This window comes from Saccharopolyspora erythraea NRRL 2338, assembly GCF_000062885.1.
Classification (GTDB): Bacteria; Actinomycetota; Actinomycetes; order Mycobacteriales; family Pseudonocardiaceae; genus Saccharopolyspora_D; species Saccharopolyspora_D erythraea.
On sequence record NC_009142.1, the window covers coordinates 5906044 to 5931853 of the forward strand.

General features: G+C 71.1%; 24 protein-coding genes. 13 read left to right on the forward strand and 11 right to left on the reverse strand.

Annotated features, from left to right (window positions below):
- Nucleotides 1-25 precede the first annotated feature (25 nt).
- Together SACE_RS25495 and SACE_RS25500 are read left to right on the forward strand one after the other, a co-directional pair.
- Nucleotides 26-421: a DUF1844 domain-containing protein gene (locus tag SACE_RS25495; protein WP_009951170.1), complete on the forward strand. Its 396-nt coding sequence runs from the start codon at nucleotides 26-28 to the stop codon at nucleotides 419-421.
- A 123-nt stretch (nucleotides 422-544) separates the two neighbouring features.
- Nucleotides 545-1183, forward strand: a complete 639-nt coding sequence (locus SACE_RS25500; protein ID WP_009951169.1) for a LysE family translocator — start codon at nucleotides 545-547, stop codon at nucleotides 1181-1183.
- A 54-nt stretch (nucleotides 1184-1237) separates the two neighbouring features.
- On the opposite strand, the gene SACE_RS25505 is transcribed toward SACE_RS25500, so the two are convergent.
- Both SACE_RS25505 and SACE_RS25510 read right to left on the reverse strand, forming a co-directional pair.
- Nucleotides 1238-2092 (reverse strand): endonuclease/exonuclease/phosphatase family protein, encoded by an 855-nt coding sequence (locus tag SACE_RS25505; protein WP_197537715.1) that lies wholly within the window; start codon nucleotides 2090-2092, stop codon nucleotides 1238-1240.
- Nucleotides 2093-2109: 17 nt separating this feature from the next.
- Entirely contained in the window at nucleotides 2110-4047 is a 1938-nt protein-coding gene (locus SACE_RS25510) for a glycoside hydrolase (protein WP_011874668.1), read from the reverse strand.
- 76 nt (nucleotides 4048-4123) lie between these two features.
- Between SACE_RS25510 and SACE_RS25515 the strand changes: the two genes are divergently transcribed.
- The 3 genes from SACE_RS25515 (at nucleotide 4124) to SACE_RS25525 (ending at nucleotide 7440) form a co-directional block, all read left to right on the forward strand.
- On the forward strand, nucleotides 4124-4798 hold the full coding sequence (locus SACE_RS25515) for a response regulator transcription factor (RefSeq protein WP_009951086.1): 675 nt from the start codon (nucleotides 4124-4126) through the stop codon (nucleotides 4796-4798).
- A 354-nt stretch (nucleotides 4799-5152) separates the two neighbouring features.
- Nucleotides 5153-6259: a glycoside hydrolase family 18 protein gene (locus tag SACE_RS25520; protein WP_231849781.1), complete on the forward strand. Its 1107-nt coding sequence runs from the start codon at nucleotides 5153-5155 to the stop codon at nucleotides 6257-6259.
- 281 nt (nucleotides 6260-6540) lie between these two features.
- Entirely contained in the window at nucleotides 6541-7440 is a 900-nt protein-coding gene (locus SACE_RS25525; protein ID WP_021342008.1) for an IclR family transcriptional regulator, read from the forward strand.
- Nucleotides 7441-7726: 286 nt separating this feature from the next.
- On the opposite strand, the gene SACE_RS25530 is transcribed toward SACE_RS25525, so the two are convergent.
- The 3 genes from SACE_RS25530 to SACE_RS25540 form a co-directional block, all read right to left on the reverse strand.
- Nucleotides 7727-8776 (reverse strand): polyprenyl synthetase family protein, encoded by a 1050-nt coding sequence (locus tag SACE_RS25530; protein ID WP_037304730.1) that lies wholly within the window; start codon nucleotides 8774-8776, stop codon nucleotides 7727-7729.
- A 754-nt stretch (nucleotides 8777-9530) separates the two neighbouring features.
- Nucleotides 9531-10160: a dihydroxyacetone kinase subunit DhaL gene (gene dhaL, locus SACE_RS25535; protein ID WP_009951080.1), complete on the reverse strand. Its 630-nt coding sequence runs from the start codon at nucleotides 10158-10160 to the stop codon at nucleotides 9531-9533.
- Nucleotides 10161-10180: 20 nt separating this feature from the next.
- Nucleotides 10181-11188: a dihydroxyacetone kinase subunit DhaK gene (locus SACE_RS25540; protein ID WP_011874672.1), complete on the reverse strand. Its 1008-nt coding sequence runs from the start codon at nucleotides 11186-11188 to the stop codon at nucleotides 10181-10183.
- A gap of 183 nt (nucleotides 11189-11371) precedes the next feature.
- Between SACE_RS25540 and SACE_RS25545 the strand changes: the two genes are divergently transcribed.
- The 3 genes from SACE_RS25545 to SACE_RS25555 all read left to right on the forward strand — a co-directional run bounded on the left by SACE_RS25545 (nucleotide 11372) and on the right by SACE_RS25555 (nucleotide 14629).
- Nucleotides 11372-12121, forward strand: a complete 750-nt coding sequence (locus tag SACE_RS25545; protein ID WP_009951077.1) for an IclR family transcriptional regulator — start codon at nucleotides 11372-11374, stop codon at nucleotides 12119-12121.
- 663 nt (nucleotides 12122-12784) lie between these two features.
- Nucleotides 12785-14143, forward strand: a complete 1359-nt coding sequence (locus SACE_RS25550) for a HAMP domain-containing sensor histidine kinase (protein WP_009951076.1) — start codon at nucleotides 12785-12787, stop codon at nucleotides 14141-14143.
- 72 nt (nucleotides 14144-14215) lie between these two features.
- Entirely contained in the window at nucleotides 14216-14629 is a 414-nt protein-coding gene (locus tag SACE_RS25555; protein ID WP_231849783.1) for a YbbD-related protein, read from the forward strand.
- Nucleotides 14630-14728: 99 nt separating this feature from the next.
- Here SACE_RS25555 and atpB read toward each other — a convergent pair whose 3' ends face one another.
- From atpB to SACE_RS25575, 4 genes are all read right to left on the reverse strand, one after another.
- A complete protein-coding gene (gene atpB / locus SACE_RS25560) occupies nucleotides 14729-15511 on the reverse strand; it encodes a F0F1 ATP synthase subunit A (protein ID WP_009951074.1) in 783 nt (260 codons plus the stop codon).
- 170 nt (nucleotides 15512-15681) lie between these two features.
- Nucleotides 15682-16776, reverse strand: a complete 1095-nt coding sequence (locus tag SACE_RS25565) for an IS630 family transposase (protein WP_011873748.1) — start codon at nucleotides 16774-16776, stop codon at nucleotides 15682-15684.
- Nucleotides 16777-16949: 173 nt separating this feature from the next.
- Nucleotides 16950-17339, reverse strand: coding sequence for a RidA family protein (locus SACE_RS25570; protein WP_009951467.1), 390 nt, complete (start codon nucleotides 17337-17339; stop codon nucleotides 16950-16952).
- Nucleotides 17339-18109 (reverse strand): IclR family transcriptional regulator, encoded by a 771-nt coding sequence (locus SACE_RS25575; RefSeq protein WP_009951465.1) that lies wholly within the window; start codon nucleotides 18107-18109, stop codon nucleotides 17339-17341. Before SACE_RS25575 ends, SACE_RS25570 begins: the two co-directional genes overlap by 1 nt.
- Before the next feature lie 98 nt (nucleotides 18110-18207).
- Here SACE_RS25575 and SACE_RS25580 point away from each other — a divergent pair, with 98 nt between their 5' ends.
- The 5 genes from SACE_RS25580 (at nucleotide 18208) to SACE_RS25600 (ending at nucleotide 24652) form a co-directional block, all read left to right on the forward strand.
- Nucleotides 18208-19509, forward strand: a complete 1302-nt coding sequence (locus SACE_RS25580) for an amino acid deaminase (RefSeq protein ID WP_009951464.1) — start codon at nucleotides 18208-18210, stop codon at nucleotides 19507-19509.
- 22 nt (nucleotides 19510-19531) lie between these two features.
- Nucleotides 19532-20233 carry an alpha/beta fold hydrolase gene (locus SACE_RS25585; RefSeq protein WP_009951463.1) on the forward strand — a complete coding sequence of 234 codons (702 nt, stop codon included), beginning with the start codon at nucleotides 19532-19534 and terminating at the stop codon, nucleotides 20231-20233.
- A gap of 67 nt (nucleotides 20234-20300) precedes the next feature.
- Complete coding sequence (locus tag SACE_RS25590) at nucleotides 20301-21902, forward strand: N-acyl-D-amino-acid deacylase family protein (RefSeq protein WP_009951462.1); 1602 nt, start codon at nucleotides 20301-20303, stop codon at nucleotides 21900-21902.
- Between the two features lie 32 nt (nucleotides 21903-21934).
- On the forward strand, nucleotides 21935-23338 hold the full coding sequence (locus tag SACE_RS25595) for a GntP family permease (protein ID WP_009951460.1): 1404 nt from the start codon (nucleotides 21935-21937) through the stop codon (nucleotides 23336-23338).
- Between the two features lie 135 nt (nucleotides 23339-23473).
- Nucleotides 23474-24652: a lactonase family protein gene (locus SACE_RS25600; RefSeq protein WP_011874673.1), complete on the forward strand. Its 1179-nt coding sequence runs from the start codon at nucleotides 23474-23476 to the stop codon at nucleotides 24650-24652.
- A 46-nt stretch (nucleotides 24653-24698) separates the two neighbouring features.
- Here the strand turns inward: SACE_RS25600 and SACE_RS25605 are convergent, their stop codons facing one another.
- Both SACE_RS25605 and SACE_RS25610 read right to left on the reverse strand, forming a co-directional pair.
- Entirely contained in the window at nucleotides 24699-24905 is a 207-nt protein-coding gene (locus SACE_RS25605; RefSeq protein WP_011874674.1) for a DUF397 domain-containing protein, read from the reverse strand.
- Between the two features lie 12 nt (nucleotides 24906-24917).
- On the reverse strand, nucleotides 24918-25778 hold the full coding sequence (locus SACE_RS25610; protein WP_009950314.1) for a helix-turn-helix domain-containing protein: 861 nt from the start codon (nucleotides 25776-25778) through the stop codon (nucleotides 24918-24920).
- Between the last annotated feature and the right edge of the window lie 32 nt (nucleotides 25779-25810).

A 25810-nucleotide genomic window follows, 5' to 3' on the forward strand; every position in this document is an offset into this window, starting at 1 on the left:
GGTCGCTCGTGTCAGGGTACCAGGCGTGACCGAACGGCAGCCAACCCAGCCCCCCGCCGACGCCGGCGGCGAGCAGTTCGACGACGCGGACGTGCAGCTCAACGTCCGCGAGCTCGCCGATGTTCCCAGCGTCGAGGTCATCAGCCGCGCCGCCGTCATGCTGATGTCGGCCGCCGCCGAGAAGCTGGGCCTCAGCCACGACGACCCCGACACGGCGCCGTCGCGGGACCTGGACGAGGCGCGCCGCCTGATCACCGCGCTGGCGGGCCTGGTCACCTCGGCCGTGGAGTACCTGGGGCCGCACGCCGGGCCGGTCCGCGACGGGCTGCAGAGCCTGCAGCGCGCCTTCCGCGAGTCCTCCGCGGTGCCCGACGCCCCCGGCCAGGGACCGGGCGAGAAGTACACGGGCCCCGTGTACTGACGCACGCACCTTTCCGGGGAGCCGTTCTGCCAAGCTCCCCACCAGGCAAGCCACTGCTACGACGCCCACTAGTGTCGGCAGCGGTGTGACCGCGGCGGTCATGCCCGACGGAGGTGCGCTGAAGTGGTTTCCCCGGACCGGATCCTGGTGTTCGCCGCGACGGCACTGCTCATCATCGCGGTGCCCGGGCCGAGCGTGCTGTTCGTGGTCGGGCGTGCCCTGTCCTACGGCCGCCGGGTCGCGCTGACCAGCGTGCTCGGCAACGCGATCGGGACGTACGTGCTCGTCATCGCCGTGGCGATGGGCATCGGCTCGATGGTCGAGCGCTCGGCGGTCGCGTTCACCGCTCTCAAGCTCTTCGGAGCCGCCTACCTGGTCTTCCTCGGGGTGAAGGCGTGGCGCGGCAGCGGCTCGGTTTCGACCGCCCTGCCCGCGCTCGCGCCCACGCGCGGTGGCCTGCGCACGCTCTGGGAGGGATTCGCCGTCGGCGTGGCCAACCCGAAGTCGATCGTGTTCCTCTCGGCGGTGCTGCCGCAGTTCGTCGACCAGCCCAGCGGGCATGTGCCGGTGCAGATGCTCGTGCTCGGGCTCATCGCCATCGTCATCGGGCTGGTGTCGGACAGCGCGTGGGGCCTGTCGGCCGCCACCGCGCGCTCGTGGTTCGCCGGCTCGCCCCGCCGCCTGGCCTACGCCCAGCGGACCGGGAGCCTGGCCATGATCGGCCTCGGGATCACGGTCGCGGTCACCGGCCGCCGCGACTGACACCCCCGGCCCGCCGGGGTTGCGGCGGCGCTGGTTCGCGCCGCCGCAACCCGGTCACAGCGCGAAGTCGGCGGTGGCGGCGCGGTGGTCGGTGCCGCGAGTGCGGACGACCTCCGCGCCCACCTCCCGCACTCCCCGGTACAGCACGTGGTCGAGCCGGGCGACGGGGAAGGCCGCGGGCCAGGTGAACCCCAGGCCGCGCTGCGCGTGCTGGAGGTGCAGCCGCCCGAGCTGCGGGTCGGTGCCCGCGGTGTTGAGGTCGGCCAGGACGATGACGCGCTCGGCGTCGTCGTCCGCGACCGCCGCGGCCAGCTTCGCCATACCGAGGTCGCGCCGGCCGACCGAGTCCGGCCGCAGCGACGGCAGGTGCGCCACGTAGACGGTGACCGGTCCGCTCGGCGTGGTGATGCTCGCCCGCATCGCGCGGGTCCAGCCGAGGCCGAGGTCGACGGGCTCGGCGCCGCGGATCGGGTAGCTGCTCCACAGGCCGACCGTGCCCATGGTGCGGTGGTGCGGGTGCCGGTCGGCCAGCACGTCGTCGAGTTCCTGCCGGCTGTCGCCCGCCATCTCCTGCACGCCGATCAAGTCGGCCCCGGTGCTCGCCAGGTCGTGGGCCGTCGCGGCCGGGTCGGGGTTCTGCGCGTAGAGGTTCTGCGTCGCCACGCGCAGGTCGCCGGCTTGCGCCGAAGCCGACGGCAGGAGGGCGGGGCCGAACATCGCCACCCACACCAGGGCGGGCACCAGCACCGCGACGACGGCGCGGGAGCGGGCGAGCAGCGCGCCCGCCGCGACCAGCGGGACGCCGAGGCCGAGCCAGGGCACGACGCTGTCGAGCATCGTGCCCACGGCGCCCGGGACGACCGCGTGTCCGGCCAGCAGCAGCGCGAGCCCCGCCGCAGCGGCGGCCACCGCCACGTCCCGGGCTCTCACAGCGGGCCCGGGCAGAGGCGGCGCGGGGCGGTGTCGCCCTTGACGGTCGCGTCCACGCATCCGGCGGGCAGCCCGTCGTGGGCCCGCCCCGAGAAGTTGGCCGTCACGGTCAGGGCGCCGTCGCCGAAGGTGGTGCGCTGCACGAGGTGGTCGGCGGTGAGCCACCGGAAGCCGGTCATCGGCTCGGTGGCCGCGGCTTGGTGCAGCGGGGCGAAGTAGCGCTGCAACGCGGCGATCTCGGCGCCGTGGGCGTCCAGTTCGGTCTCGTTGAGCACGAGGTTCAGCGGCGTGTTGTGCAGCATCGCCATGGCCACCCGGTCGGTCGCCTGTCGCGGCAGCTTCGACCACGGCAGCTCCCAGCGGTCGGTGCCGATGACCGAGTCGTGCAGCACGGTCTGGTAGAGCGGCACCCGGTACTGCGGCGCGAACATGGCCTTGGCCGCGTCGGCGGGCAGTTCCACCGGTTCGAAGAACGCCTCGGGCGCGCCCTCCGGCGCGTAGCCGCCCCAGAAATCCTTGTCCTTCTCCAGCTCCCACAGGTGGTCGCTGACCGGGGTCGACGACCCGTGGTTGTAGGACAGCACCGGCGCCGACCACGCGCCCGCGCTCTCCGAACCGAGGACGAGATCCCCGGCGAGCCGGCCCATCCGGTCGAGCCGGTTGCGCCGGTCCCGCTCCTTGTTCATCGGGTGCGCGGGACTGTGGTCGGTGTGCAGCTCGCCCGCCGCGTCGACGTCGAGGAAGTAGCTGTTGGCGCCGTTGGCGGTCATCTCCCCGGTCCGGTCGGCCATCAGCCGCGGGTTGCGGGCGAACGCCTCCGAGCTGAGGTAGCAGCCGCGGTCGCGGAAGCCGGGCATGACCTCACCGTCTGCCTCGCGCACGCAGGCTTCCTGCCACACCGGGGCGGGCCAGCGCGAGGAAGGGTTGTCCGCTTGCGCCGGGTCCTGGGCGTTGGCCCACGAGTCGTAGGGACCGACGAGGTATCCGGCGTCCTTGGCGGCCTTGACCGCCTCCGGGCTCATCGGCCGCCCGTCGGCGTCGTAGCCCAGCCACATCCGGTCGATGCCCAGTTCGCGCAGCCGCCGGACGCCCTCCGGCGTGCGGGCCTGGCCCCAGGTGTAGGCGTGGAAGGCACCGACCAGCTTGCCGACCTCGGGGTTCTCGGCGATCTTGCGCCGCAGGGTCTCGCGACCGCCGTGCTCGTCGAGCCACCGCCGGTAGTCCCGGGCGGGCGCGACGGGCGAGCCGTCGGTGAGCGCGAAGGTGACCGCGTGGTCGAGAGTGCCCTCGCGCGCCGAGAAGTCGTGGACGGTTTCGGCGTGCAGGCGCCCCCGCTGCGAGACGAACCGCAGCGAGGTTCCGATGTCGTTCTCGGCGATGTAGCTGACGCCTCGGCCCGCACCGGAGTGACCCCAGAAAGGCATGGTGAGCCCGCCGACCATCTCCGCCTCGGACCCGGCGAGCCTGGCCTGGCCGGAGTTCCACCACGGGTCGGCGACGGGCACCGACAGCCCCTCACCGCGCGGGAACTGCATCTCGGAGACGCCCGGATCGGTGCCGGTGACCGGCCAGGTCATCGCGGTGTCGCGGTCGGCGTGCACCGCGATCGACAGGCGTCCGGCCTGCTCGGCGGCGGTGACGGTCATCCCCGGGTAGCGCCAGCTAGCCCTGCCGTCCTCCACCCGCACCTCTCCGGCGGGACCGAGCGGCTCGGCGGCCGGAGCCGAGAGCTGCCACTCCCGGCCGTCGGCCGTCCTGGCCTTGACCTCCAGCGTCGCCGGGTCCACCACGGCCCGGCCACCCGCGAGCGACACCACGACCCGGTCGCCGTCGAGCTCGACCTCCGGTGCGGCGGCCTGCGACACCGCGCCGAGCCCGCCCGTCATCACGCACAGCGCGCCGACCAGGCACGCCGCGGTTCGTTGTCTGCGCATGGGCATCACGTTGCTGGGCGCGGATGAGAGTCCGATGAGAACGCGCGCGCCGAGCCGCCGGTAGCATCCGCGGACTGTGCGGGTGCTGGTGGTCGAGGACGAGCCGGGCGTGCGCGACGCCGTGGTCCGCGGGCTGGAGAGCGAGGGCTACGAGGTCCGGGCGGCCGGGGACGGCGCGAGGGCGCTGACCGAGATCACCGCGTGGCGGCCCGGGGCGATCGTGCTCGACCTGCTGATGCCGTTCATGGACGGGCTGACGATGTGCCGTCGGCTGCGCGCCGACGGCGACCGCACGCCGATCCTGGTGCTCACCGCGCGCGACGCGGTCGCCGACCGGATCGACGGGCTCGACGCCGGCGCCGATGACTACCTGGTCAAGCCCTTCGACCTGGACGAGCTGCTCGCGCGGGTGCGGGCGCTGCTGCGGCGCAGCTACCCCGGTGACGACACCGTGCTGCGCTGCGCGGACCTGGCGGTGGACACCGGGGCGCACCGGGTCCGTCGCGGGCACCGGACGGTGGAGCTCAGCCGGACCGAGTACGCGCTGCTGGAGGTGCTGCTGCGCAACGCCGGTCAGGCGATGCCGCGCGGGCTGCTCGTCGAGCGGGTGTGGGGCCAGGACTTCGGGCCGTCGTCGAACTCGCTGGAGGTCTACGTCCGCTACCTGCGGCGCAAGCTCGAGGCCGGCGGCGAACCGAGGCTGGTGCACACCGTGCGCGGCGTCGGGTACCGGCTCGACGAGTCGCCCTGAGGGGTATGGGGGACGAGGCGGCCAACGGCGGTTGTGAGCGGCCGTCAGACGACGGGCTGATGTGAGGCGGCACCGCGCGGATCCACCCGGCGGTTGCGCGCCGACCGATAAGAAGTGCAAGCCGCCGCGACCGCAGGTGCAGGATCGGTATTGACTGCTTGGCCTGTTTCAGCCGTCCCTCATAGCGTCAGCGCGTGAGCCTGTTGAGTAACTCGCGGTGCTTCCAAGTGCCGGGCGCACACGCGGTGAACGCAGGTCCAGAAGGGACAATCGCGAGCAACTCGACCGCTGTGAGCGGGCACCGGCTATCGGTTGCCGGCGTTGGCGCCGCCCGATGGAGGAGGACGTATCCGGATGCGAAAACTACCCGCGCTCGCCACCACGATGGTGGTTTCCGCCGGAATCGCAACAGGGTTGTGGGCGGCGCCCGGTAACGCCGTTCCCACGAACCCGGTGACCGTCGCGCCGCCGTCGTTGCCGGCCGGTTGGTACGGGTCGGCACCGTATGTGACGCCGTTGTACGGCAATCCACCGGACCTGCCGAAGGTGATGGCGGAGACGGGGCAGAAGACCTTCCAGCTGACGTTCATCCAGGCGCCCAGGGGAGGTGGAGGGTGCACGCCCACCTGGGACGGCACGGCCCCCGTGTCCGAGGACACCGCCGTGGCACGGGTCATCGACGGCGTGCGCTCGGCCGGCGGTGACGTTTCAGTATCGATCGGCGGCTACGGCGGCAGAAACCTGGGCCAGACCTGTGCCAGTGCCGAAGACACGGCCAACGCCTACCAGCAGGTGATCGACAAGTACGCACTTCGAGCGGTGGACTTCAACCTCGAGGAGCCGGCGTACTCCGATCCCGGTGCGGTCACCAAGGAACTGCGAGCGGCCCAGATTCTCCAGCATCACAATCCCGGCCTGTACGTTTCGGTCACCACCGTTGCCGCGCCCGGCGGAACGACACCGCAGGGGCAGAACCTGCTGAACACGGCCAAGTCCCTGAAGTTCGCACCGGACAACTACTCGATCATGCCGTTCAACGGGTTCCAGGACGTCGGCGCTCAGATCGCCGTGCTCGAGGCCTTCCACGGCGTCCTGATGAACACGTTCGGCTGGGACAGCGCGACCGCGTACGCCCATGAGGGCGCGTCGCTGATGAACGGGCGTTCGGACTTCGGTGAGTACTACGACCAAGCCGATTTCCAGGCGCTCCTGGACTACGCGATCGGCCACGGCATGTCCCGGTACACGTTCTGGTCGCTCAACCGGGACCGGCAATGCACGCCGCCCGACAACGGACAGACGTCCGGCACCTGCAGCAGCGTGCCGCAGAACCCCTGGGAGTTCACCAGGTTGACCGCGCAGTTCGCGCAACGGACACCGGCGTTGAAGGCCGGTGTCGCGGTTTCCCAGCCGGTCCCTGCCCGACTCCCGGCACAGGCAGACCAAGGTGCGGGCCGCTGAGGCCCCAATGCGTTCGTGGCGTCGTCTCCGGCCGACGCCCGATTCGGATGCTCCCGAAGAACACGCAGCCGTCGCGGACGTTCGACGAAGTGCGTCCGAAGCGGCTCGATCCCGTCTGCCTCAGTCCAGTCGGCACACGTCTCTTCCCGGCGCAGGGATGCACGTCTCGCCCCTTTCCGAGGTACAGACGTGCACGCTTGCAGTCCTTTCCTCGCTGGCAGTCGGCTGAATGGCAGCATTGCAGTTCCTGCTGACGCGTAAGCCGTGGCTAGGAGGTCTTCGTGAGCAGCCGGGCAGAAGCCCCCACTCCGCGCCCGACAGCGGAGCGCTCGAAGGAGCAGCCAACGCTGGGGGCGGTGGACAAGGCAATGGTCGTCCTGGCCGCGGTGATCGCCGAAGGCGGCCCCATCGGACTGGCAGAGCTGACTCGCCGGACCGGGTTGGCCAAGCCTACGGTGCACCGCGTGCTCACGACGTTGCGCGCCCACCAGATGATCGACCAGCACGGCGGCCGGTACGGCCCCGGCATGCGGCTCGACATCTCCGTTGACCGCCCTCGGGGCGACTTCGACACCTTGCTCGCCAGTCTGGCAACCCCGTACCTCGTCGACCTTCACCGGATGACCGGTGCCACGGCGAGCTTGGGAGTGCTGGACGGCCGCGAGGTGCGCTACATCGATCGGGTTTACGACCACCGGGCGGTTCGAACCCCTTCCCACCGAACCAACCGGGCGCCCGCGTACGGAACCGCGATCGGCCGAAGCATGCTCGCCGAGACGTTCCCCGCCAACGGCTCGCCGGACTGCCACGGGGACTCGATGTTGCCGGCGAACTCGATGGAAACGCTGCTGGCAAAGCTGTCCCAGGTACGCCGATCGGGCATCGCCTTCAGCCACGAGGAATACGTCGGGGGCGTCGTGTGCGCGGCCGCGCCGGTCTCCACCGGCGGCCCCGGGCAACCGCCGGTGGGGCTCGCGGTGAGCGACCGCGTCGGTCGGCTGGATTTCGGGTCCGCGGCGGAGAAACTGCGCCGGGTGTCGCGGGCACTGGCAGCCGATATACACAGGCTGACCGCGATCCTGCTTCCTGACCGGGTGAAGACGTCTCGGCTTCCGTCGTCCCGAAAGGAACAGGCCGCTTTGCGCGACGCCAGCCGCCGCAACCTGAGCGAGCGAGCATAGGCCGCGAGTGCGACGGCGGCCCTGGCACGGCGGCCCTGGCACGGCGGCCCACGGAGACTTGACGATGCCGGATCTCACCGCGCGCGGCCTTGGTACCAGGTGAAGCCGTCTGTTCGCCGCGGGAACTTCATGAACCGACGGTAGCCGTCGGCCTCCCGGCCACGGCACACCTGCGCGCTCCGTGGCAATCGCATCGATGCACGTGTGCACACGCAGGCTGGAACCCCTGGCCGGCCCGCCCACGACGACGCGATCCGTTCGATCCGGCATTGCGCGCCGATTTCGTTCATTTGTTCCTGCGGCAGGTCAGCGCCGCCAGCGCCAGCAGCTCACCGCCGGCCACCTTGTCGAGGCCGGCCTGTTCGAGCCACTGCTTGGCCCTGGCGAACGCCTGTTCCGCGGTCTGCATCGCCCAGTCCCGGCCACCGGCTTCCTCCACCAGCTCGGCCAGCAGCCCAGCGTCGGATTCCTCCTGGTGGAAGAGTTCGGCCAGGCGGCGCCCGGCTTGGGTTCCGGATCCCAGCGCGGCTGTCACGGGCAGCGACTTCTTGCGATCGACCAGATCGGAACGCACGGGTTTACCCGTCACCGCGGGATCTCCCCAGATGCCGAGCAGATCGTCGACGAGCTGGAAGGCAAGCCCGATCTCGCTGCCGAATTCTCGGAGCGCGGTGATCTGCGTCCGGTCGGCTCCGGCGAACAGGCCGCCGAGCGCGCAGGAAGTCCCGAGCAGCTCGCCGGTCTTGGCCCGAGCCATGGCAACACATGCGTCGATCCCGACGTCGACGCGTTCGCTGAAGGAGATGTCGGCGGCTTGGCCTTCACACAGTTTCACCACGCATTTGCCGAACCAGTCGATCGCGGTCAACGCATGCTCCGATCCGGTGGCGGAGAGGATCCGCGGGGCAAGCCCCAGAATCGCATCACCGGCGAGGATCGCGTTGGAGGTGCCGAAAAGCGACCAGACCGTGGGGCGGTGTCTCCGGGTGAGGTCACCGTCCATCACGTCGTCGTGCAGGAGCGAGAAGTTGTGCAACAACTCCACCGCGACCGCGGCGGGCACCGCATCGGCGGGGTCGCCCCCCGCAGCCTCACACGACAGCAAGACCAACGCCGGGCGAATCGTCTTCCCACCGTCGTTCACGACAGTGGAACCATTTTCGTCCCACCACCCTATGTGGTAGCCGGCGAAATGCCGTAGCGGATCGGGCAACAACCGCACCGCTTCCCGCAATGGCTGGTCGACCATGCAGCGGGTATGGGTGAGCACCTCGGATACATCACGAATCCTTCTCGCCGCGAGATGATCGACCACCGGCGCATCCGCAGGAAACATGCGCACCTCCAAATAAGACCCCGACCGCTCCGATCGCAGATTCCAAGCAGAAAGAAGCGTTGCATCGCCTGCCCGCAAGGACAGGCGATGCCCAGCCTAGAGATAAATATCAGAAACCAGAAGACGGCGTTCCATGCTGCGGAACGTTGCAAACGAAAGGCATTCAGCCCCGTTGCCCTCCACCAGGAGGCCGACTCAGCTTGCAAGCGAAGGAATTTTTCCCGCGTCTGGAAACGACGATGACGCAATGATTGAACGGCGCCCCACGATTCGCTCACCGGCTTCACGCCGGTTCGAACGGGGACCACCCGCTTCGGCGTGCCGGTGACCGCGCGAGTTCCCGAGAAAGTCGAAGGACACGGAGGACCCCGCGGCGGCCTTCGGCGGCGATGGTGTACCCGGCGAGCATCTACAGCGACGCCTCTCGATGCGAGCCGCACCAGCTACGGGTCAACGACCTTCCCGTGCGAGTGCAGAAGTCGCGGGGCTGACCGGAGACGGGTTCGCTCCAGGCGGCATGTGCACTGGTCCCGTGTTCGGTACCGAGGCGACGAGTCCTCCTTCACCGTCGGTGAGCGGACGGCCAGGCTGTGACACGTGGGGATGATCGGTCGGCGCGCCCGGCGGGGACGGACGGGGGGAGCGCCCCCGCCGGGCAAGCAGGTTGGGCCGTCAGGGAGGCCGGGGTCGGCAGGCGGGCCGAGCCACCGGACGGATGAGGCCGTCAGGCCGAGCCACCAGACAGCGAGGTCCGTCAGGCGGGCGCCGTGACGGACACCGCCGCGTCGAAGAACCACGCGACGGTGAGCGCGCCGGGGTCGATGACGCCCCGCGCGTGCTCGCCGACGTAGCTGGCGCGACCGCGCCGGGCGAGCAGCTCCTCGGTGGACTCGGCCCCCTCGTGCGCGGCGGTCGCGGCCGAGCGCAGCGCGCCGGGCAGGTCGGTGCCTTCCTCGACCGCGGCGGTCAGCGCCTCGGCGGCGGGCACCATCGCGTCGACCATCGTCTTGTGGCCGACCTCGGCCTTGCCGAGGCGCTGCACGACGGCGGCGGCGTTGGTCGCGCCGGTGGCGACGGCCTCCGCGGTGGTCGCCGTCGCGAAGGCCTTGGCGAACTCCCGGAACCACATGCCGAACAGCGGCCCGCTGGTGCCGCCGGTGTTGAGGAAGCCGTTGGCCACCGCGGTGAACACCGCCTCCGGGCTGTCGGTGGGCCCGGCCTCCAGGTTGGCCGATGCCCGCCGCAGCGCGGAGCGGAGGTTGGTGCCGTAGTCGCCGTCGCCCGCGCGGCGGTCGAGGTCGGTCAGGTCGGCGAAGCGGTCGTCGACGTCGGCGGTGAACCGGTCGATCCAGGACCGGGCGTCCTCGGCGGTCAGGGACTGCATATCGGGTCTCCGTTCGTCGTTCACCAGGTCAGGGCGGGGGTCCGGACCGGGGCGTCCCACAGGTCCACGAAGTCGTCTTCGGCGCGCAGCAGGGTCACCGAGAAGCCGCGCATGTCCAGGGCCGTGACGTAGGGGCCGACCAGCGACCGCGCCACGCCGACGCCGAGGCCGCCGAGGAACGCGGTCAGCTCGCGGTGCGCCACCGACAGTTCGAGGGCGTGGGTGGAGCCGAGGCCGTTGACGATGGCGATCACCCGGTCGCCGTCGCCGAGGCCGAGCTCGGCGGTGATCGGCCGCGTGAGCTCGGCGACGAGGTCGCGGGCGGGGCCGAACGGGCGGCGGCCGACGCCGTGCTCGCCGTGGATGCCGACGCCGAACTCGACCTCGTCGGCGGGCAGTTCGAAGGAGGGCTGCGACTGGCCGGGGTGGGTGCACGCCTGCAGGGCCAGCGCCATCGTGCGGGCGGAGTCGACGACCCGCTTGCCGAGCAGGGCCAGGTCCGACAGCGACGCACCGCGTTCGGCCGCGGCTCCGCAGATCTTCTCCACCGCGACCACCGCGGCCGTTCCGCGCCGTCCGGGGCCGCCCTCGTCGGAGCTGGAGGTGGCGAGGTCGTCGTCGACCAGGACGGTCTCGACCTCGATGCCGTCCTCGCGGGCCAGTTCGGCGGCGATGGAGAAGTTCAGCACGTCGCCGGTGTAGTTCTTCACGACCAGCAGCACGCCCCGGCCGCGGTCGGCGGCGCCGATCGCCGCGCGGATCTGGAAGGCGGTCGGGCTGGCGAACACCGCGCCCGGCACGGCGGCGTCGAGCATGCCCTCGCCGACGAAGCCGGTGTGCAGCGGCTCGTGACCGGACCCGCCGCCGGAGACCAGCGCGACCTTCGGGCGCGCGGCGCCCTCGTCGGCGCGGACGACGTAGGCGGGGTCGGGGTTGGCCCGCAGCAGGGCGGGGTGCGCCTGTTGCAGACCTTGCAACGCCTCGGCCACGAAGTCATCCGGGTCGTTGATCAACTGCCGCACTGACATCCAGCGCCCTCCTCCGGGAGCGTCACGCCGGTCCGGCCCCGAACCGGCGTCTTTGCCGTATCGTCGAACTCTATTCGACGATGTCGAAAGCGTTTCGCACCATACGACGCCGTTTCACTGCTGTAAAGTGCGGTGTCCATTCCCCCGCCGGGCCGGACGCGGGGGACGGCCGGAGAGGACGCGATGATCCAGTCCGTCGATCGGGCGATCCGCGTTCTCGGCGTCCTGCAGGGAGCGCGGCTGCTGAGCCTTTCGGAGGTCGCCGCCCGGCTGGAGCTGCCGCCGTCGACCGTGCACGGCATCATCAAGACGCTGCTCGCGCACGGCATGGTCGTGCAGGACCGGGCGACCGCCCGCTACCGGCTGGGGCCGGCGGTGCTCAAGCTCGGCAACGTCTACCTCGACACGCTGGAGCTGCGTTCGCACACGCTGTCCTGGTCGCCGGAGCTGGCGCGCCGCACCGGCTTCGCGGTGCGCACCGGGGTCGCGCTGCCGGACGAGGTGATGATCATCCACCACGAGCCGCGGCCGGACGGGTCCCGCCAGATGCCCGAGGTCGGCATCGTGATCCCGATCCACGCCAGCGCGCTCGGCAAGGTCATCCTCGCCTACTCCCCCGAGCTGTCCGATGGGTTGGGCAGCGGCGAGCTGCGCAGCATGACCGGCGACACCGTCACCGACGCGAACGCGCTGCGCGAGCAGCTCACCGCGGTGCGCACCAACGCGCTGGCGACCGAGCAGGAGGAGGCGGTGCTCGGCGAATGCGGGCTCGCCGCGCCGATCTTCGATGCGACGGGCGCGGTCGCGGGCGCGATCGGCGTGGTCGTGCCGATGCTGGAGTGGCCCGCGGAAGGCGCGGTCGCGACGGCGGTGCGCGAGGCGGCCCGCAACATCTCCCGGGAACTCGGCGCGCCGCGCTGGCCAGGCGCCTGACGGGCGACGGCTGGGTCTCGGGGTCCGGCGGCTGGGCAGGCGACGGCCGGGCGCGGAGTCCGACGGCTGAGCAGGCGACGGCCGGGCGCGGAGTCCGACGGCTGGGCAGGCGACGGCCGGGCCGGGATCCCGGGCCTGACGCGCGGCGGCGGGCCGCGGGGGTCCGGCGGCTGGGCGGCGAGCGGGCTGCGGGTCCCGCGCCTCGGGCGCGACCGCGGGCCGCGGGGCTCGGCGGCTGACGGGCGACGGCAGGGCGTGCTCCGGCGTCTGACTCGTGGCGGCGGGGACACGGGGTCTCGGCGGCGAGGCGGGCGGAATCCTGGTGTCTGGCGGTTCGGGCGGCTCAGGCGGCTTGTGTGCCGCGGGGCTTCCGGCGAGCGGGCGGCTTGCCCCGCACAAGCGGGCGGCTGCCCTGCGCGAGCGGGCGGCTGCCCCGCACAAGCGTGCGTGCGCCCCGCGCATGCGGGCGGCGAACGGCTTGCGGACCGGGCGCCGGCGGCCGGCGACCTGGGCGAGCCCGGCGAGGTGCCGCGAACACCAGGCCCCAGGCGGCGGCTGACACGCGGCACCGGAACCGGCCCGGCCTCCCTATGGTTGCTCCATGCCGTCCCGAGCGATCCCGTGGTCCGTCCAGCAGAGCGCGTGCACTGCGGAGGGCGCGCGGTGAGGGGGTCGCTGCGGGCGCGCATCGCGGTCGCCGCCGCTCTGGCCGTCGCGGTCGCGGTGTCGGCGATGGCCGTCGCCGGGTACGCGATCGTCGCCCACGAGCTCGACCGCTCGCTCAACCTCGGCCTCCAGCGCGAGGTGACGCGGCTGGTGCGCCAGGAGCAGGCTCGGCCGGGGTCGTGGAGCCCGTCGGGGCCGTGCGTGTTCCTCGCCGCTCCCGCGTGCGTGCAGCGGGTGGCGGCCGACGGGCGGGTCGAGAGCGACTACGCGCTGCCGGTCGACGACGGTGCGCGGGCGGTGGCGGCCGGGACCCGGTCCGCCTACTACCGCGACGTGACGCTGGAGGGATACCCGGTCCGCGTGCTGACCGCGCCGCTGGCGACCGGCACCGCGGTGCAAGTGGCTGTGCGCTCCGACCGCAACGCAGAGAGCCTGAACCGGATCGGTGTGGCCTTCCTGCTCGCCGGGCTCGCCGGAGCCGGGCTTGCGGCCGGTGCCGGTTTCGTCGTCGCGCGCACCGGGTTGGCGCCGGTCGCGGCGCTGACCGCGACCGCCGAGCGGGTCGCCCGCACCCGCGACCCGGACCAGCGCATCGAGGTCACCGGCACCGACGAGCTGGCCCGGCTGGCGACCAGCTTCAACACGATGCTCGTCGAGCTGCGGCACGCGCTGGACACCGCGCAGCGGTCGCTGACCGCGCAACGCCGCCTGGTCGCCGACGCCTCGCACGAGCTGCGCACCCCGCTGACCGGGCTGCGCACCAACATCGACCTGCTCGCCCGCGCCGAACGGCTCACCCCGCGGCAGCGCTTCGACACCGTGGAGGCGTTGCGGGTGAAGGGAACCGAGCTCACCGGGCTGGTCAACGACCTGATCGACCTGGCGCGCGGTGACGATCCCGAGGCCCCGGCGGAGGCGGTCGAGGACGTCGCGCTCGACCGGCTCGTCGCCGACTGCGCGCGCCGCGCGGAGGGGCACTGGCCGCGGATCACCTTCGAGTCCCGGCTCGACGCGGCGATCGTCGAGGGTGCTCCCGCCAGGCTGGCCCGCGCGGTCACGAACCTGCTCGACAACGCCGCCAAGTTCAGCCCGCAGGGAGGAGTCGTGGAGGTCGTGCTGCGCGGCCGGGAGCTGACGATCCGCGACCACGGCCCGGGAATTCCGGCCGAGGACGCCGAGCACGTCTTCGACCGCTTCTACCGCGCCGCTTCGGCGCGCGGGCTCCCCGGATCAGGCCTGGGACTGGCGATCGTCCGCCAGGTGGCCGACGCGCACGGGGCGACCGTCACCGCCGAAGCACCCGAGGGCGGCGGAACCGCCATGCGGATGCGGTTTCCCGCCGAGCGCGGCACCTGATCGGCCACCTCACGGCATCGGCCCCCCAAGTGCGTGCACAATACCTTTGTCGATCAAGCGCGAAAGGACGTCATGGGACGTAACGTGCGGTTATCGCTGAGCATCCTGCTGGCGGCGGGACTCACTTCCGGATGCGGCTCGTGGCTCCCGGACGCGCCGGACGCCGAGGCCGAGTACTCCGACCTCGCCGAAGTCGCCCGGGCCGGCGAAGCCGAGCGGAGCCTGGTACCGGCGTGGATTCCGCCGCAGGCCCAGAACATCGTGGTGAAGCACGATGCGCACGAGCGCATCATGCGGTTCCGGCTGGCGGGCGGAATGCTTCCCGCCGACGTGTGCAGGCCGGTCGCGGCACCGCAACCGCCCGTGCTGGACGCGACGTGGTGGTTCGACGACATGCCGCGGAGCAAGGCGCTGCGCTGCGGCGCGGACTCGGTGGCCGTGGCCGAGCAGGGCAACGTCTTCGTCTGGACCGCGACGGCACCTTAGCCCGGCGCACTGCGCCGGGCCCGTTCGAGGAGGCCGGGCCGAGGGGGCGGTATCGCGCCCTCGGCCCGGTGCCGTGACAGCCGGACAGCAGACCCGGGATCAGTGGTCTTCGGCGAGAGCTCTGCCGATGTAGCTGGCGGAGAGCAGCGCGAAGATGTAGGCCTGCAGCACCTGGATGAACGCCTCCAGCAGCGTCATCGCGATCGCCATGGCGAAGGCGAGCACCGAGACCGGCTTGAGCATCGCGCCGGCCTCCAGGAGCAGGTACTCGCCGCCCAGCGTGAACACGAGCAGCATCAGGTGTCCGGCGAGCATCGCGCCGAAAACCCGCAGCGCCAGCGAGACCGGGTCGAAGAAGAACTTCAGCACGAACTCGATCGGCGTCACCAGAACGTAGACCGGCTTCGGCACGCCCGGCGGGAACAAGGCCTTCTTCAGATAGCCGGTGAATCCGTGCCGCCGGAAGCCGACGTAGTGGTAGACCGGGTAGACCACGAGCACGGCGAGCGCGGCCGGGAACCCGATGCGCGCCATCGTGGGGAACTGGATCAGCGGGATGATCCCGAAGATGTTGTTCACCAGGACGAAGGTGAACAGCGCGAGGACCAGCGGCACGAAGCGCCGGAAGTCCTTGGCTCCGATCTGCTCCCGGGCGATGCCGTTGCGCGCGAGGTCGTACACCGACTCCACGGCGAACTGGAACCTGCCCGGCACGAGCTTGAGCCGCTTGGTGGAGACCAGGAAGAACGCTGCGACGACCGCCACCGACAGGACGCACAGCAGCATCGGCTTGGTGACGCCGAGCAGGATCGGGGGCAGATCGAGACTTTCCGCGCCGGGCGGCTGGAACTCGCCGCCCGCGGCCGACATCCTCGTGCCCATCGCTGCCCTCCTGCCGCAAGCGCCTTCCGGCGGAGGCGAGGAGTCACGCCGAAACCGCTTGCGGTGAGGATCGAGCCGCCCTCCGCCGGTGGCCCCCAGCAGGCCGCCGAAAGGCTGGTAGCGCCCTGTTCGCGAGCCGGAACTCCCCCAGGGCCTTGGTGAACGTGAAGCTAGTGTCGTGAGTCGTTAATTCGTTGGCAGTAGGCTGCGAGGGTTTGGAAGATTTCGTCGGCGGTCTTGGTCCAGACGAAGGGTGTGGGGTCGGCGTTCCAGGATTCGATCCAGGCGCGGACGTCTGCTTCGAGTTCGGTGACGCTGCGGTGGGCGGATCGGCGGAGTTTGCGGTTGGTCAGCTCGGCGAACCACCGTTCGACGAGGTTGAGCCAGGAGGCGCTCGTGGGGGTGAAGTGCACGTGGAAGCGCGGGTGGCGCAACAACCATTTCTTGATCACGGGTGTCTTGTGCGTCGCGTAGTTATCACAGATCAGGTGCAAGTCCAGTTCGGCGGGAGTGTTCTTGTCGATGGTCTTCAGGAATTTCAGGAACTCCTGATGGCGGTGCCGCCGGTAGTGCTGGCTGATGATGGATCCGGTGGCCACGTCCAGGGCGGCGAACAGGCTGGTGGTGCCGTGCCGGACATAGTCGTGGGTCATGCGCGCCGGGGTGGTGGGCATGACCGGCAGGATCGGCGCGGTGCGATCCAGAGCCTGTATCTGGGATTTCTCATCGACGCAGAGGACCAGGGCGTTTTCCGGTGGGTCCAGGTAGAGGCCGACGACGTCTCGGACCTTTTCCACGAACAGCGGATCGGTGCTGAGCTTCCAGGTCTGCACCAGGTGCGGCTTGAGCTCAAAAGCCCGCCAGATCCGGGAAATCGCCGTCTGCGACATCCCGACCGCGTTCGCCATCGAACGAGTCGACCAATGCGAGTCCTCGTTCGGCGGCGCCTCCTCCAGTGTCTTGGCGATCACGGTTTCGACCTGTTGGTCAGTGATCGTGCGCGGGGCACCCGGCCGGGGCTCGTCCGACAATCCCTCCAGGCGATCAGCGACAAAGCGGCGGCGCCACTTCGTCACCGTCGGAGGGGAAATCTGCAACTGCCGCGAGACGTCCATGTTGGACACTCCCTCGGCGCAGGCGAGCACGATCCGTGCCCGCAACGCCAACGCCTGCGCGGTTTTCGGGCGACGCGCCCACCTCTGAAGCGTCTCCCGTTCAGCGTCCGTCAACGCCAAATCGGGCAAACGCGGACCTCTACGACCCATCACCGCAACATACAACAAACTTCCAACTCAGGACACTAGCACGGGGTTTTCGGCTCACCGGTGCTCACCTCAACGGCTCAGCGGCGCCCCGCCGGGGACTGCTGCGAACGGCACTGGCTCGGCTGCGCCGATCCGAGCCGCGCCCGCCCGGAGAGAGCGGGCGCGGCGACGGATCAGTCCCCGACGACGGCGAGGGCGTCGATCTCCACCAGCAGCCCCTCGGGCAGGCCGACGTAGACCGTGGTGCGGGCCGGGAAGGGCTCGCCGACCACGCGCGCGTAGGTCTCGTTCATCTCCGCGAACTGCGAGACGTCGGTCAGGTAGACGCGCAGCATGAGCACGTCCTCCAGCGAGGCGCCGCCGGCCTCCAGGACCGCGATGACGTTGCGCAGGCACTGCTCGGTCTGCTCCGGCACCCCGCCCTCGACCAGTTTCCCGGTCTCCGGGTTCACCGCGGTCTGCCCCGAGACCTGCAGGATGCCGCCCTTGCGCACGCCCTGCGACAGCGGGATGTGCGCGGGCGGCGTGGGAGCGTTGTTCGTGGTGACCACGGTCCTTGCCATCAGACTTCCTTCCGTTGCGTGGTGATCTCGCGCCGGCACCCCAGCTCGGCGGAAATCCGGCCGGCGGTGCTCAGCAGGTCGTCGACGAGCCCGAGCAGCCCGTCGAAGTCCAGCAGCACGTCTGGAACCGACAGCGACACGGCGGCGACGACCTCGTCGCCGTCGTCGCGGACCGGGGCCCCGATGCAGTGGATGAAGTCCTCGTGCTCGTTGCGGTCCACCGCGTAGCCCTGCTCGCGAACGCGGTCGAGCTCGGCCAGGTACCGCTCGGCCGAGGTGATCGTGTTCGCCGTCATCGGCGGGTAGGCCAGCCGCCCCGCGATGGCCTCGCGCTGCGCCTGCGGCCGCCCGGCCACCAGCACCTTGCCGACCGCCGTGCAGTGCAGCGGCGCCCGTTTGCCGATGCGCGAGTACATCCGGACCGCGTGGTGGCTGTCCACCTTGTCGATGTAGACGACCTCGTCGCCTTCCAGGGTGGCCAGATGCACGGTGTGGCCGGTGAGCTCGCTCAGCTCGACCAGGTGCGCACGCGCGACCACCCGCACGTCGAGGTCCTCCAGCGCGCGGTGGGCCAGGTCGAACAGCGTGCTGCCCAGCCGGTAGTGGTGCACTCCGTCGCGGCGGACGAAGCCCGCCGACTCCAGCGTCCGCAGCAACCGCAGCACCGTGGACTTGTGCACGCCGAGCCGCTCGGCGAGCTGGTCCAGCGTCTGCTGTCCGGTCGCCAGCGCCGTCAGGACGCTGAGACCGCGTTCGAGGCTCTGGCTCATCCACCTCTCCATCGTTGACGCGCTGCCCGGCGGATGTTACACACCCCGAAAGCATTCTATGCAACCTGCGTTGCATCACACGCAATGGGAGGGCGTCAGTGTCGGAATCGGGCCTCGACGGAGCCGCGGTGCGCGCACTGCGCGACGAACGCATCGACTGGCGTTTCAAGGGGATGCCCTCCGAAGCGTTCGGCAGCACTGTCGGCGAGTTCCTTGCGCGACGGCCGCGGATCTCCGGTTCCGGCTTCGTCGGCCCGCTGCTCGTCCTCGACGACGACGCCCTGGAACACAACCTGCGCACCATGGCGCGCTGGTGCGCCGAGCACGGCCTGCGGCTGGCGCCGCACGGCAAGACGACGATGGCACCGCGGCTTTTCGAGCGCCAGCTCGAGCACGGCGCGTGGGGCATCACCGCGGCCAACGTCAGCCAGCTGCGCGTCTACCGCGCGTTCGGCGTGCGGCGCGTCCTGCTGGCCAACGAGCTGGTCGACCCGCACGGGCTGGCCTGGCTGGCCGGTGAGCTGGCGGACGACCCGGACTTCTCCGTCGCGTGCTGGGTCGACTCGGTGCGGGGCGTGGAGCTGATGACCGAGGCGCTGGGCGCACCGCGGCGCAAGCTGGACGTGCTGGTCGAGCTGGGCGATCCGGGCGGGCGCACCGGCGTGCGGACCCTCGCCGAGGCGGTGGAGGTCGCCGACGCGGTGGCGGCGAGCCCCGCGCTGCGGCTGGTGGGCGTCGCCGGGTACGAGGCGACGGCCGCGCACGACCTCACCGAGCACGATCTGTCCATCGTGGACACCCATATGACGCGGTTGCGCGAGGTGGTCTCCGAGCTCGCCGGGCGGGGCCGGTTCGGGCACCTGGACGAGGTCGTGGTCACCGCGGGCGGCAGCGCCTACTTCGACCAGGTCGCCGCCGCGCTGGCGGCGCCGTGGCCGGTGCCGGTGGTGCCGGTGCTGCGCAGCGGTGGGTACCTCACCCACGACGACGGCCTGTACCGCAAGATGTCGCCGTTCGGGCGGCAGCACCGCCTGGCGGGCGACGAAGCGCCCTTCCGCCCGGCGATGCGGATCTGGAGCCAGGTCGTCTCCTGCCCCGAGCCTGGGCTGGCGCTGCTGACGATGGGGCGCCGGGACGTTTCCTTCGACCAGCACCTGCCCGAACCGCAGGTGGTCCGGGGCGAGGACGGGTCGGTGCGCGACCTCGCGCCCGGCTCGTGCCGCGTGACGTCGCTGGCCGACCAGCACGCCTTCCTCGCCCTGGAGCCGGGAACCGAGGTGCGGGTCGGCGACTGGCTCGGTTTCGGGCTCTCCCACCCGTGCACGGTCTTCGACAAGTGGCCCCTGATCCCGGTCGTCGACGGTGACGAGGTCGTCGACCTGGTCCGCACGTTCTTCTGAGCCCGGCCGGAGCCGAGGCGTCGTGCGAGCGCAGCCGACCGTGGTCCTGGTGCACAGCCCGCTGGTGGGGCCGTCGTGCCGGCAGCGACCGGCGGAGGAGCTCCGCGCCCGCGGGCACGCGGTGGTCGTTCCGCCGCTGACGGAGGTCTTCGAGGCCGCGGGGCCGTTCTACCCGCGCCTGGTCGCCGCGGTGGCGGAGCGGATCGAGGGCCCGGAACCCGTCGTGCTCGCCGGGCACAGCGGAGCCGGGGCCCTGCTGCCCGCCGTCGTCGACGCGACGCCGGCGCCGGTGGTGGCCTCGGTCTTCGTCGACGCCCTCCTGCCCCACCCCGGGCGGAGCTGGTTCGACACCGTCCCGGCGCAGACGCGTGAGGAACTGCGCGGGATGGCGGTGGACGGTGTGCTGCCGGCATGGGACGAGTGGTTCCCTCCGGGCACGGTCGAGCGGCTGGTGCCGGCCCCGGGGATGCGGGCGCGGTTCTCGGCGGAGCTGCCGCGTCCACCGCTGAGCTATTTCGAGGAGCCCGCGCCGCGGGCACCGGAACCCGATCCCGGCAGCACCGCATACCTGCGGCTGAGCGCGGCGTACGCGGACGCCGCCGACCAGGCCGCGGAACTGGGTTGGCGCGTCGCAGCCCGCGACGCGCACCACCTGGCCCTGATGACCGCACCGGCCGAGATCGGTGCGGCGATCGGAGAACTGATCGACGAACTCGCGGGCTGATCACCTCGCGGGCCACGGAAACGGATCCCACCGGTGTGGGCGAGAAGGACTCAAAGGAGAGGCCACTATGGACATCGTCGTGCGTGGCGCGCACGTCGTCGACGGTGACGGCGGACCGCGGCGGCGGGCCGACGTCGGGGTGCGGGACGGGCGGATCGCCGAGATCGCCGATCCGGGCGGCCTGAGCGCAGGACTGAGCGGCGGCCGCACGATCGAGGCCGACGGGCTGGTGCTCGCGCCCGGGTTCATCGACATGCACTCCCATTCCGACCTGCAGATCCTGGCCGAGCCCGAGCACCTGGCCAAGGTCTCGCAGGGCGTGACGCTGGAGGTCCTGGGCCAGGACGGGCTTTCCTACGCTCCGGTCGACGACGACGCGCTGGCCAACCTGCGCACCCAGATCGCGGGCTGGAACGACGACCCCGCCGGGTTCGACTGGAACTGGCGCAGCGTCGCGGAGTACCTCGACCGGCTCGACAGGGGGATCGCGGTCAACGCGGCCTACCTCGTCCCGCAGGGCACGCTGCGGATGCTGTGCGTGGGCTACGACGACCGCCCCGCCACCGACGCGGAGATGGACCGGATGCGCGAGCTGCTGGCGCGCTCGCTGGACGAGGGCGCGTTCGGCATGTCGTCGGGGCTGACCTACACGCCCGGGATGTACGCCGACACCGCCGAGCTGGCCGCGCTGTGCGCGGTCGTCGGCGCCCGGGGCGGCTACTACAGCCCGCACCACCGCAGCTACGGCGCAGGCGCGCTGGAGGCGTACCGGGAGATGATCGAGGTGTGCCGCGGCTCGGGCTGCCCGCTGCACCTGGCGCACGCGACCATGAACTTCGGCGTCAACAAGGGCCGCGCCACAGAGCTGCTGTCCATGTTGGACGAAGCACTCGACGACGGTTGCGACATCACCCTCGACACCTACCCGTACCTGCCCGGGTCGACGTCGCTGCACGCGCTGCTGCCGAGCTGGGCGACCGCGGGTGGCGTGGAGGCGACGCTGAAGCGGTTGCGCGACCCGGCGCAGCGCGGACGCATCCGCCACGTCATGGAGGCCGAGGGGTCCGACGGCTGCCACGGGGTGCCGGTCGACTGGGAGACGATCGAGATCAACGGCGTGCGCTTCCCCGGCCGCAACGGCCACCTGGTCGGCCACTCCGTCGCCGAATCCGCCCGCAGGGCGGGAAAACCCGCCTCGGAGCTCTACTTCGACGTGCTGCTGTCCGAACAGCTCGGCAGCTCCTGCCTCATGCACGTCGGCCACGAGGAGAACGTCCAGGCGATCATGCGCCACCGCGTGCACACCGCCGGCAGCGACGGGCTGCTCGTCGGCGCCCGACCGCATCCCCGGGCGTGGGGCACCTTCCCCCGCTACCTCGGGCACTACGTGCGCGAGCTCGGCGTGCTGACCCTGGAGGAGTGCGTCGCGCACATGACCTCGCGCCCCGCCGACCGGCTGGGGCTGACCGACCGCGGGCGCGTGCGCGAGGGTTTCGCCGCCGACCTGGTGCTGTTCGATCCCGGGACGGTGGCCGACACCGCGACCTTCGACGAACCCCGCCGGCAGGCGACCGGCATCCCCTACGTCGTGGTCAACGGCGTTCTGGCCGTCGACGACGGCCGCCGCACCGACGCGCTGCCCGGCCGCGCCCTGCGCAAGCCCGCCTGATCCCCCCGCCACCCTCCCCCGAGGAGTCCGTTGTGGACACTTTCGTCAACTGGCTGCAACACGACACAGCCGGTCTGCTCACGCTGTGCGCCGTGGGCATCTTCGTCCTGCTGCTGATGATCATCCGGTTCCGCCTCGAGCCGTTCATCGCGCTGATCATCACCGGCCTGCTCATCGCACTGGCCGCCGGGCTGCCCGTCGAGGAGATCGTCGGGTCCGCCCAGTCCAGCAGCGACTCGTTGCTGGAAGGCGGTTTCGGCAGCATCCTCGGCCACATCGCCGCCATCGTCGGCCTCGGCACCATCCTGGGTTCGCTGCTGGAGGCCTCCGGCGGCGCGCAACTGCTCACCAGGAAGCTGCTCTCGGCCTTCGGCGAGAAGCGCGCACCCTTGGCGATGGGCCTGGCGGGGCTGGTCTTCGGCATCCCGGTGTTCTTCGACATCGGCATCTTCGTGCTCGCGCCGCTGGTCTACGTCGCCGCGCGGCAGGGCGGCCGGTCGATCCTGCTGTACTGCCTGCCGATGGTGGGCGCGCTGTCGATGACCCACGCTTTCCTGCCGCCGCACCCCGGGCCGGTGGTGGCCGCCGGGCTGCTCGGCGTGGACCTGGGCTGGCTGATCCTGATGGGCTTCGCCTGCGGCATCCCGGCGTTCGTGGTCAGCAGCCTGATCTTCCCCGCCTGGATCGGCAAGCGGATCAACCTGCCGGTCCCCGAGGAGATGCCGGCGGCGTCCGAGTCCGTCGACGGCGAGGACCGCCGCGAGCCGAGCCTGGGCGTGGTCGCGCTCATCATCGGGCTGCCGCTGGTGCTGATCCTCGGCGCGACCTTCGGCAGCATCACCCTGCGCGAGGGCAGCACGCTGCTCAACGTGCTCACGTTCATCGGCAACCCCACCGTCGCGCTGACCATCGCGGTGCTGCTGGCGTTCTGGCTACTGGGCATCCGGCGGGGCATGACCGGAGGGGAGCTCTCTGCGCTGACCGGGACGGCGCTCAAGCCACTGGGCATGATCCTGCTGGTGGTCGGCGCGGGCGGCTTCTTCGGCAAGGTGCTCTCGGCGACCGGTGTCGGCGACGCGCTGGCCGGGTCGTTGCAGGCCGGCGGGCTCCCGATCCTGGTGTCGGGCTACGTGATCAGCAGCGGCCTGCGCATCGCCCAGGGTTCGGCCACGGTGGCGATCGTGACCACCGGCGGCATCCTGGCGCCGCTGGTGTCCGGCGCGGGCTACTCGCAGGCGCAGCTCGCCCTGGTCGCGGTGGCCATCGCGGCGGGCTCGATCATCGCCTCGCACGTCAACGACGGCGGATTCTGGATCATCTCGCGCTACTTCGGCATCCCGGTCAAGGAGATGCTCAAGACCTGGACGGTGCTGGAGACGCTGCTGTCGCTGACCGGCTTCGGCATGGCCGCGCTTCTCAGCGTGCTGGTGGCATGACCTGAGACGGGTCAGGTGGCGGGTTCGCGAAACTGCGACTTTTTGGTCTAGTCCAATCATGGTCGAGTGGTCCACACTGATCGCCACTGCCGCACGAGCGACACCGGCGGCACGACCGACAGGGAGGAGAAGACCTTGCGCGACAAAGTGGTGCAGCGCCGCTGGTTCCTCGCCGGGCTCGGCGCCGCCGGGGCGGCGGCCGCCGCCGGACCGGCGCTGCTGTCGTCGCGGGCGACGCCGCCTGCACAGGCCGCCTCGACCGCGCCGCACGCCCCGCACGCCGCTGCGCACCCGGCGATGCTGATGGCGCTCATCGGCAGCTACACCTCGTCGACGCCCGCCGGGCGCGGTCTGGACGTCGCCCACCGCGCCGACTCCGGCGCGCTGGAACCCGGCGGCACCGTGGACGGGGTCCCGGACGCCTCCTGGCTGGCGTGGTCGCCGGACCACCAGTACCTCTACGTCACCAACGAGACGACGCAGGGGACCGTGACCGCCGTCGACCTCACCTCGCACACGCCGAAGGTGATCAACAGCCAGAGCAGCCGGGGTGCCGGACCGACGCACGTCGCCGTGCACCCCGAGGGCGACTTCCTGTTCACCGCCAACTACACCGACGGTTCGGTCGCGGTGCACCGCCGCAACCCGGACGGCGGCATCGGCGAGTCCACCGACCTGGTCAAGCACGCCGGCGCGCAGCCGCACGCGCACCAGATCGTGATCGACCCCAGCAAGCGCTGGGTCGTGGCGGTCGACCTGGGCGCGGACTCGGTCTACGTCCACGGGTTCGACCACTCCACCGGCAAGCTCACCCAGAACCAGCAGCTCGTGCTGCCCGCCGGAACCGGACCCCGGCACCTGGTGTTCCACCCGAGCGCGAAGCACGCCTACCTGCTGTCCGAGCTGAACTCCACGATCACGGTCCTCGGCTTCGACGTCGAGAGCGGGAAGTTCACCCCGGGCCAGGTGCTCAGCAGCCGGAAACCCGGAGCAGGGGGCGAGAACTTCCCGTCTGAGATCGCGATCTCCCGCGACACCGGGTTCGTCTACGCGGCCAACCGCGGTGACAACAACATCGCCACCTTCTCGGTCGAGGAGAAGGGCGCGAAGCTCTCCTTCGCCGCGACCGCGCCCACCGGCGGCGACTGGCCCCGCCACTTCGCCCTCGACCCGGAGCAGACCTCGGTCTACGTGGCCAACCAACGCTCCGGCACGATCACCCGGCTCGCCCGCGACCCCGGGACGGGACTGCTCACCCCCGCACCGGAGGTGCTGGAGGTCCCGTCAGTCGCGGTGATCACCTTCCACGGCTGACACCGCATCCGGCCGGGACCGCCCGCACCCGTCCCGGCCGGGTGGGTCACTCGCGCCGCAGCCGCCCGGCCTTCGCCGAGTACAGGAACGCGGCGAAGGCGGAAGCGGCGAACGCGAGGACGGGGCCCTGCTTGTCCTTGGAGTCCCGCACGGCGACCGCACCGGGCACGAACCCGACCTCGACACAGTTCTCCGCACTGCCGCTAAAAGAACTCTTTCGCCACGAAGGAACGGGCAGTCCAGGCGTGTCCATCTAGACCCCTCACTATGCGCTCGGCGACCGGTCCAGCTCGACTGCAAGACCGGCGATCAGCTCCGCTGATTCTCGCGCATCGAGAGCAACCTTCGACAGCCCTTTGATGGCGTTGTTGTACACATCGATGTCTTCGCGTTCCTCCAGGAACAGACTGGATGCTTGGACCGCGATATGCACCACGGATGGCGCATCCGCCGTCTCCAGCTTCAGAAACGGCCCGTCAAGCCCTGGATGCACGGGCGCGGAGAACGGCACCACTCTGATCTGCACGCGCGGCCAGGATGCTGCCTCCAGCAAGTAGTCCAACTGCCGTCGCATGACGTCAGGTCCGCCGACCTGCTGCCGCAGCGCCGCTTCGTAGATGATCGCCACGAGCTGCGGCGCCCGCTCCTTCCTCAGCACCGACTGCCGCAGGAGCCGGGTGACCATCCTGTCCTCGATCTCGTTCTCCGGCACCACACCCATGCCTTGCAGGAGTGCCCGGGTGTACTCACCGGTTTGGAGCAGTCCGGGTATGAGCAGGGACTCGTAGTTGGTGATCCGAGTCGCTTCGCTCTCCAGCTCGATCAGCGTTCGCTGCTTGTGCGACATCTCCCGGCGCTGCCACCAGCCGCGCTCCCCCGCCGCTATCTCCCGGCACAGCTCCAGCAGTTGCGCGCGTGCCCGGCCGGTGACGCCGTAGAGCGCGAGCATGCCGGCCACGTCCTCCAGCTTCGGGCCGCAGGCACCGGTTTCCAGGCGGCTGATCTTCGACATCGAGATGCCGAGCTTCTCCGCCACCTGCTGCGATCCGAGTCCCGCCTCCTGCCTCGAGCGGCGCAGTTCCGCGCCGAGTTGGCGGGCGCGCAGGGTGGCATCCGACTTGAGCATTGGGCGACTCCCGGTTCGACGAGGGCGGTTTT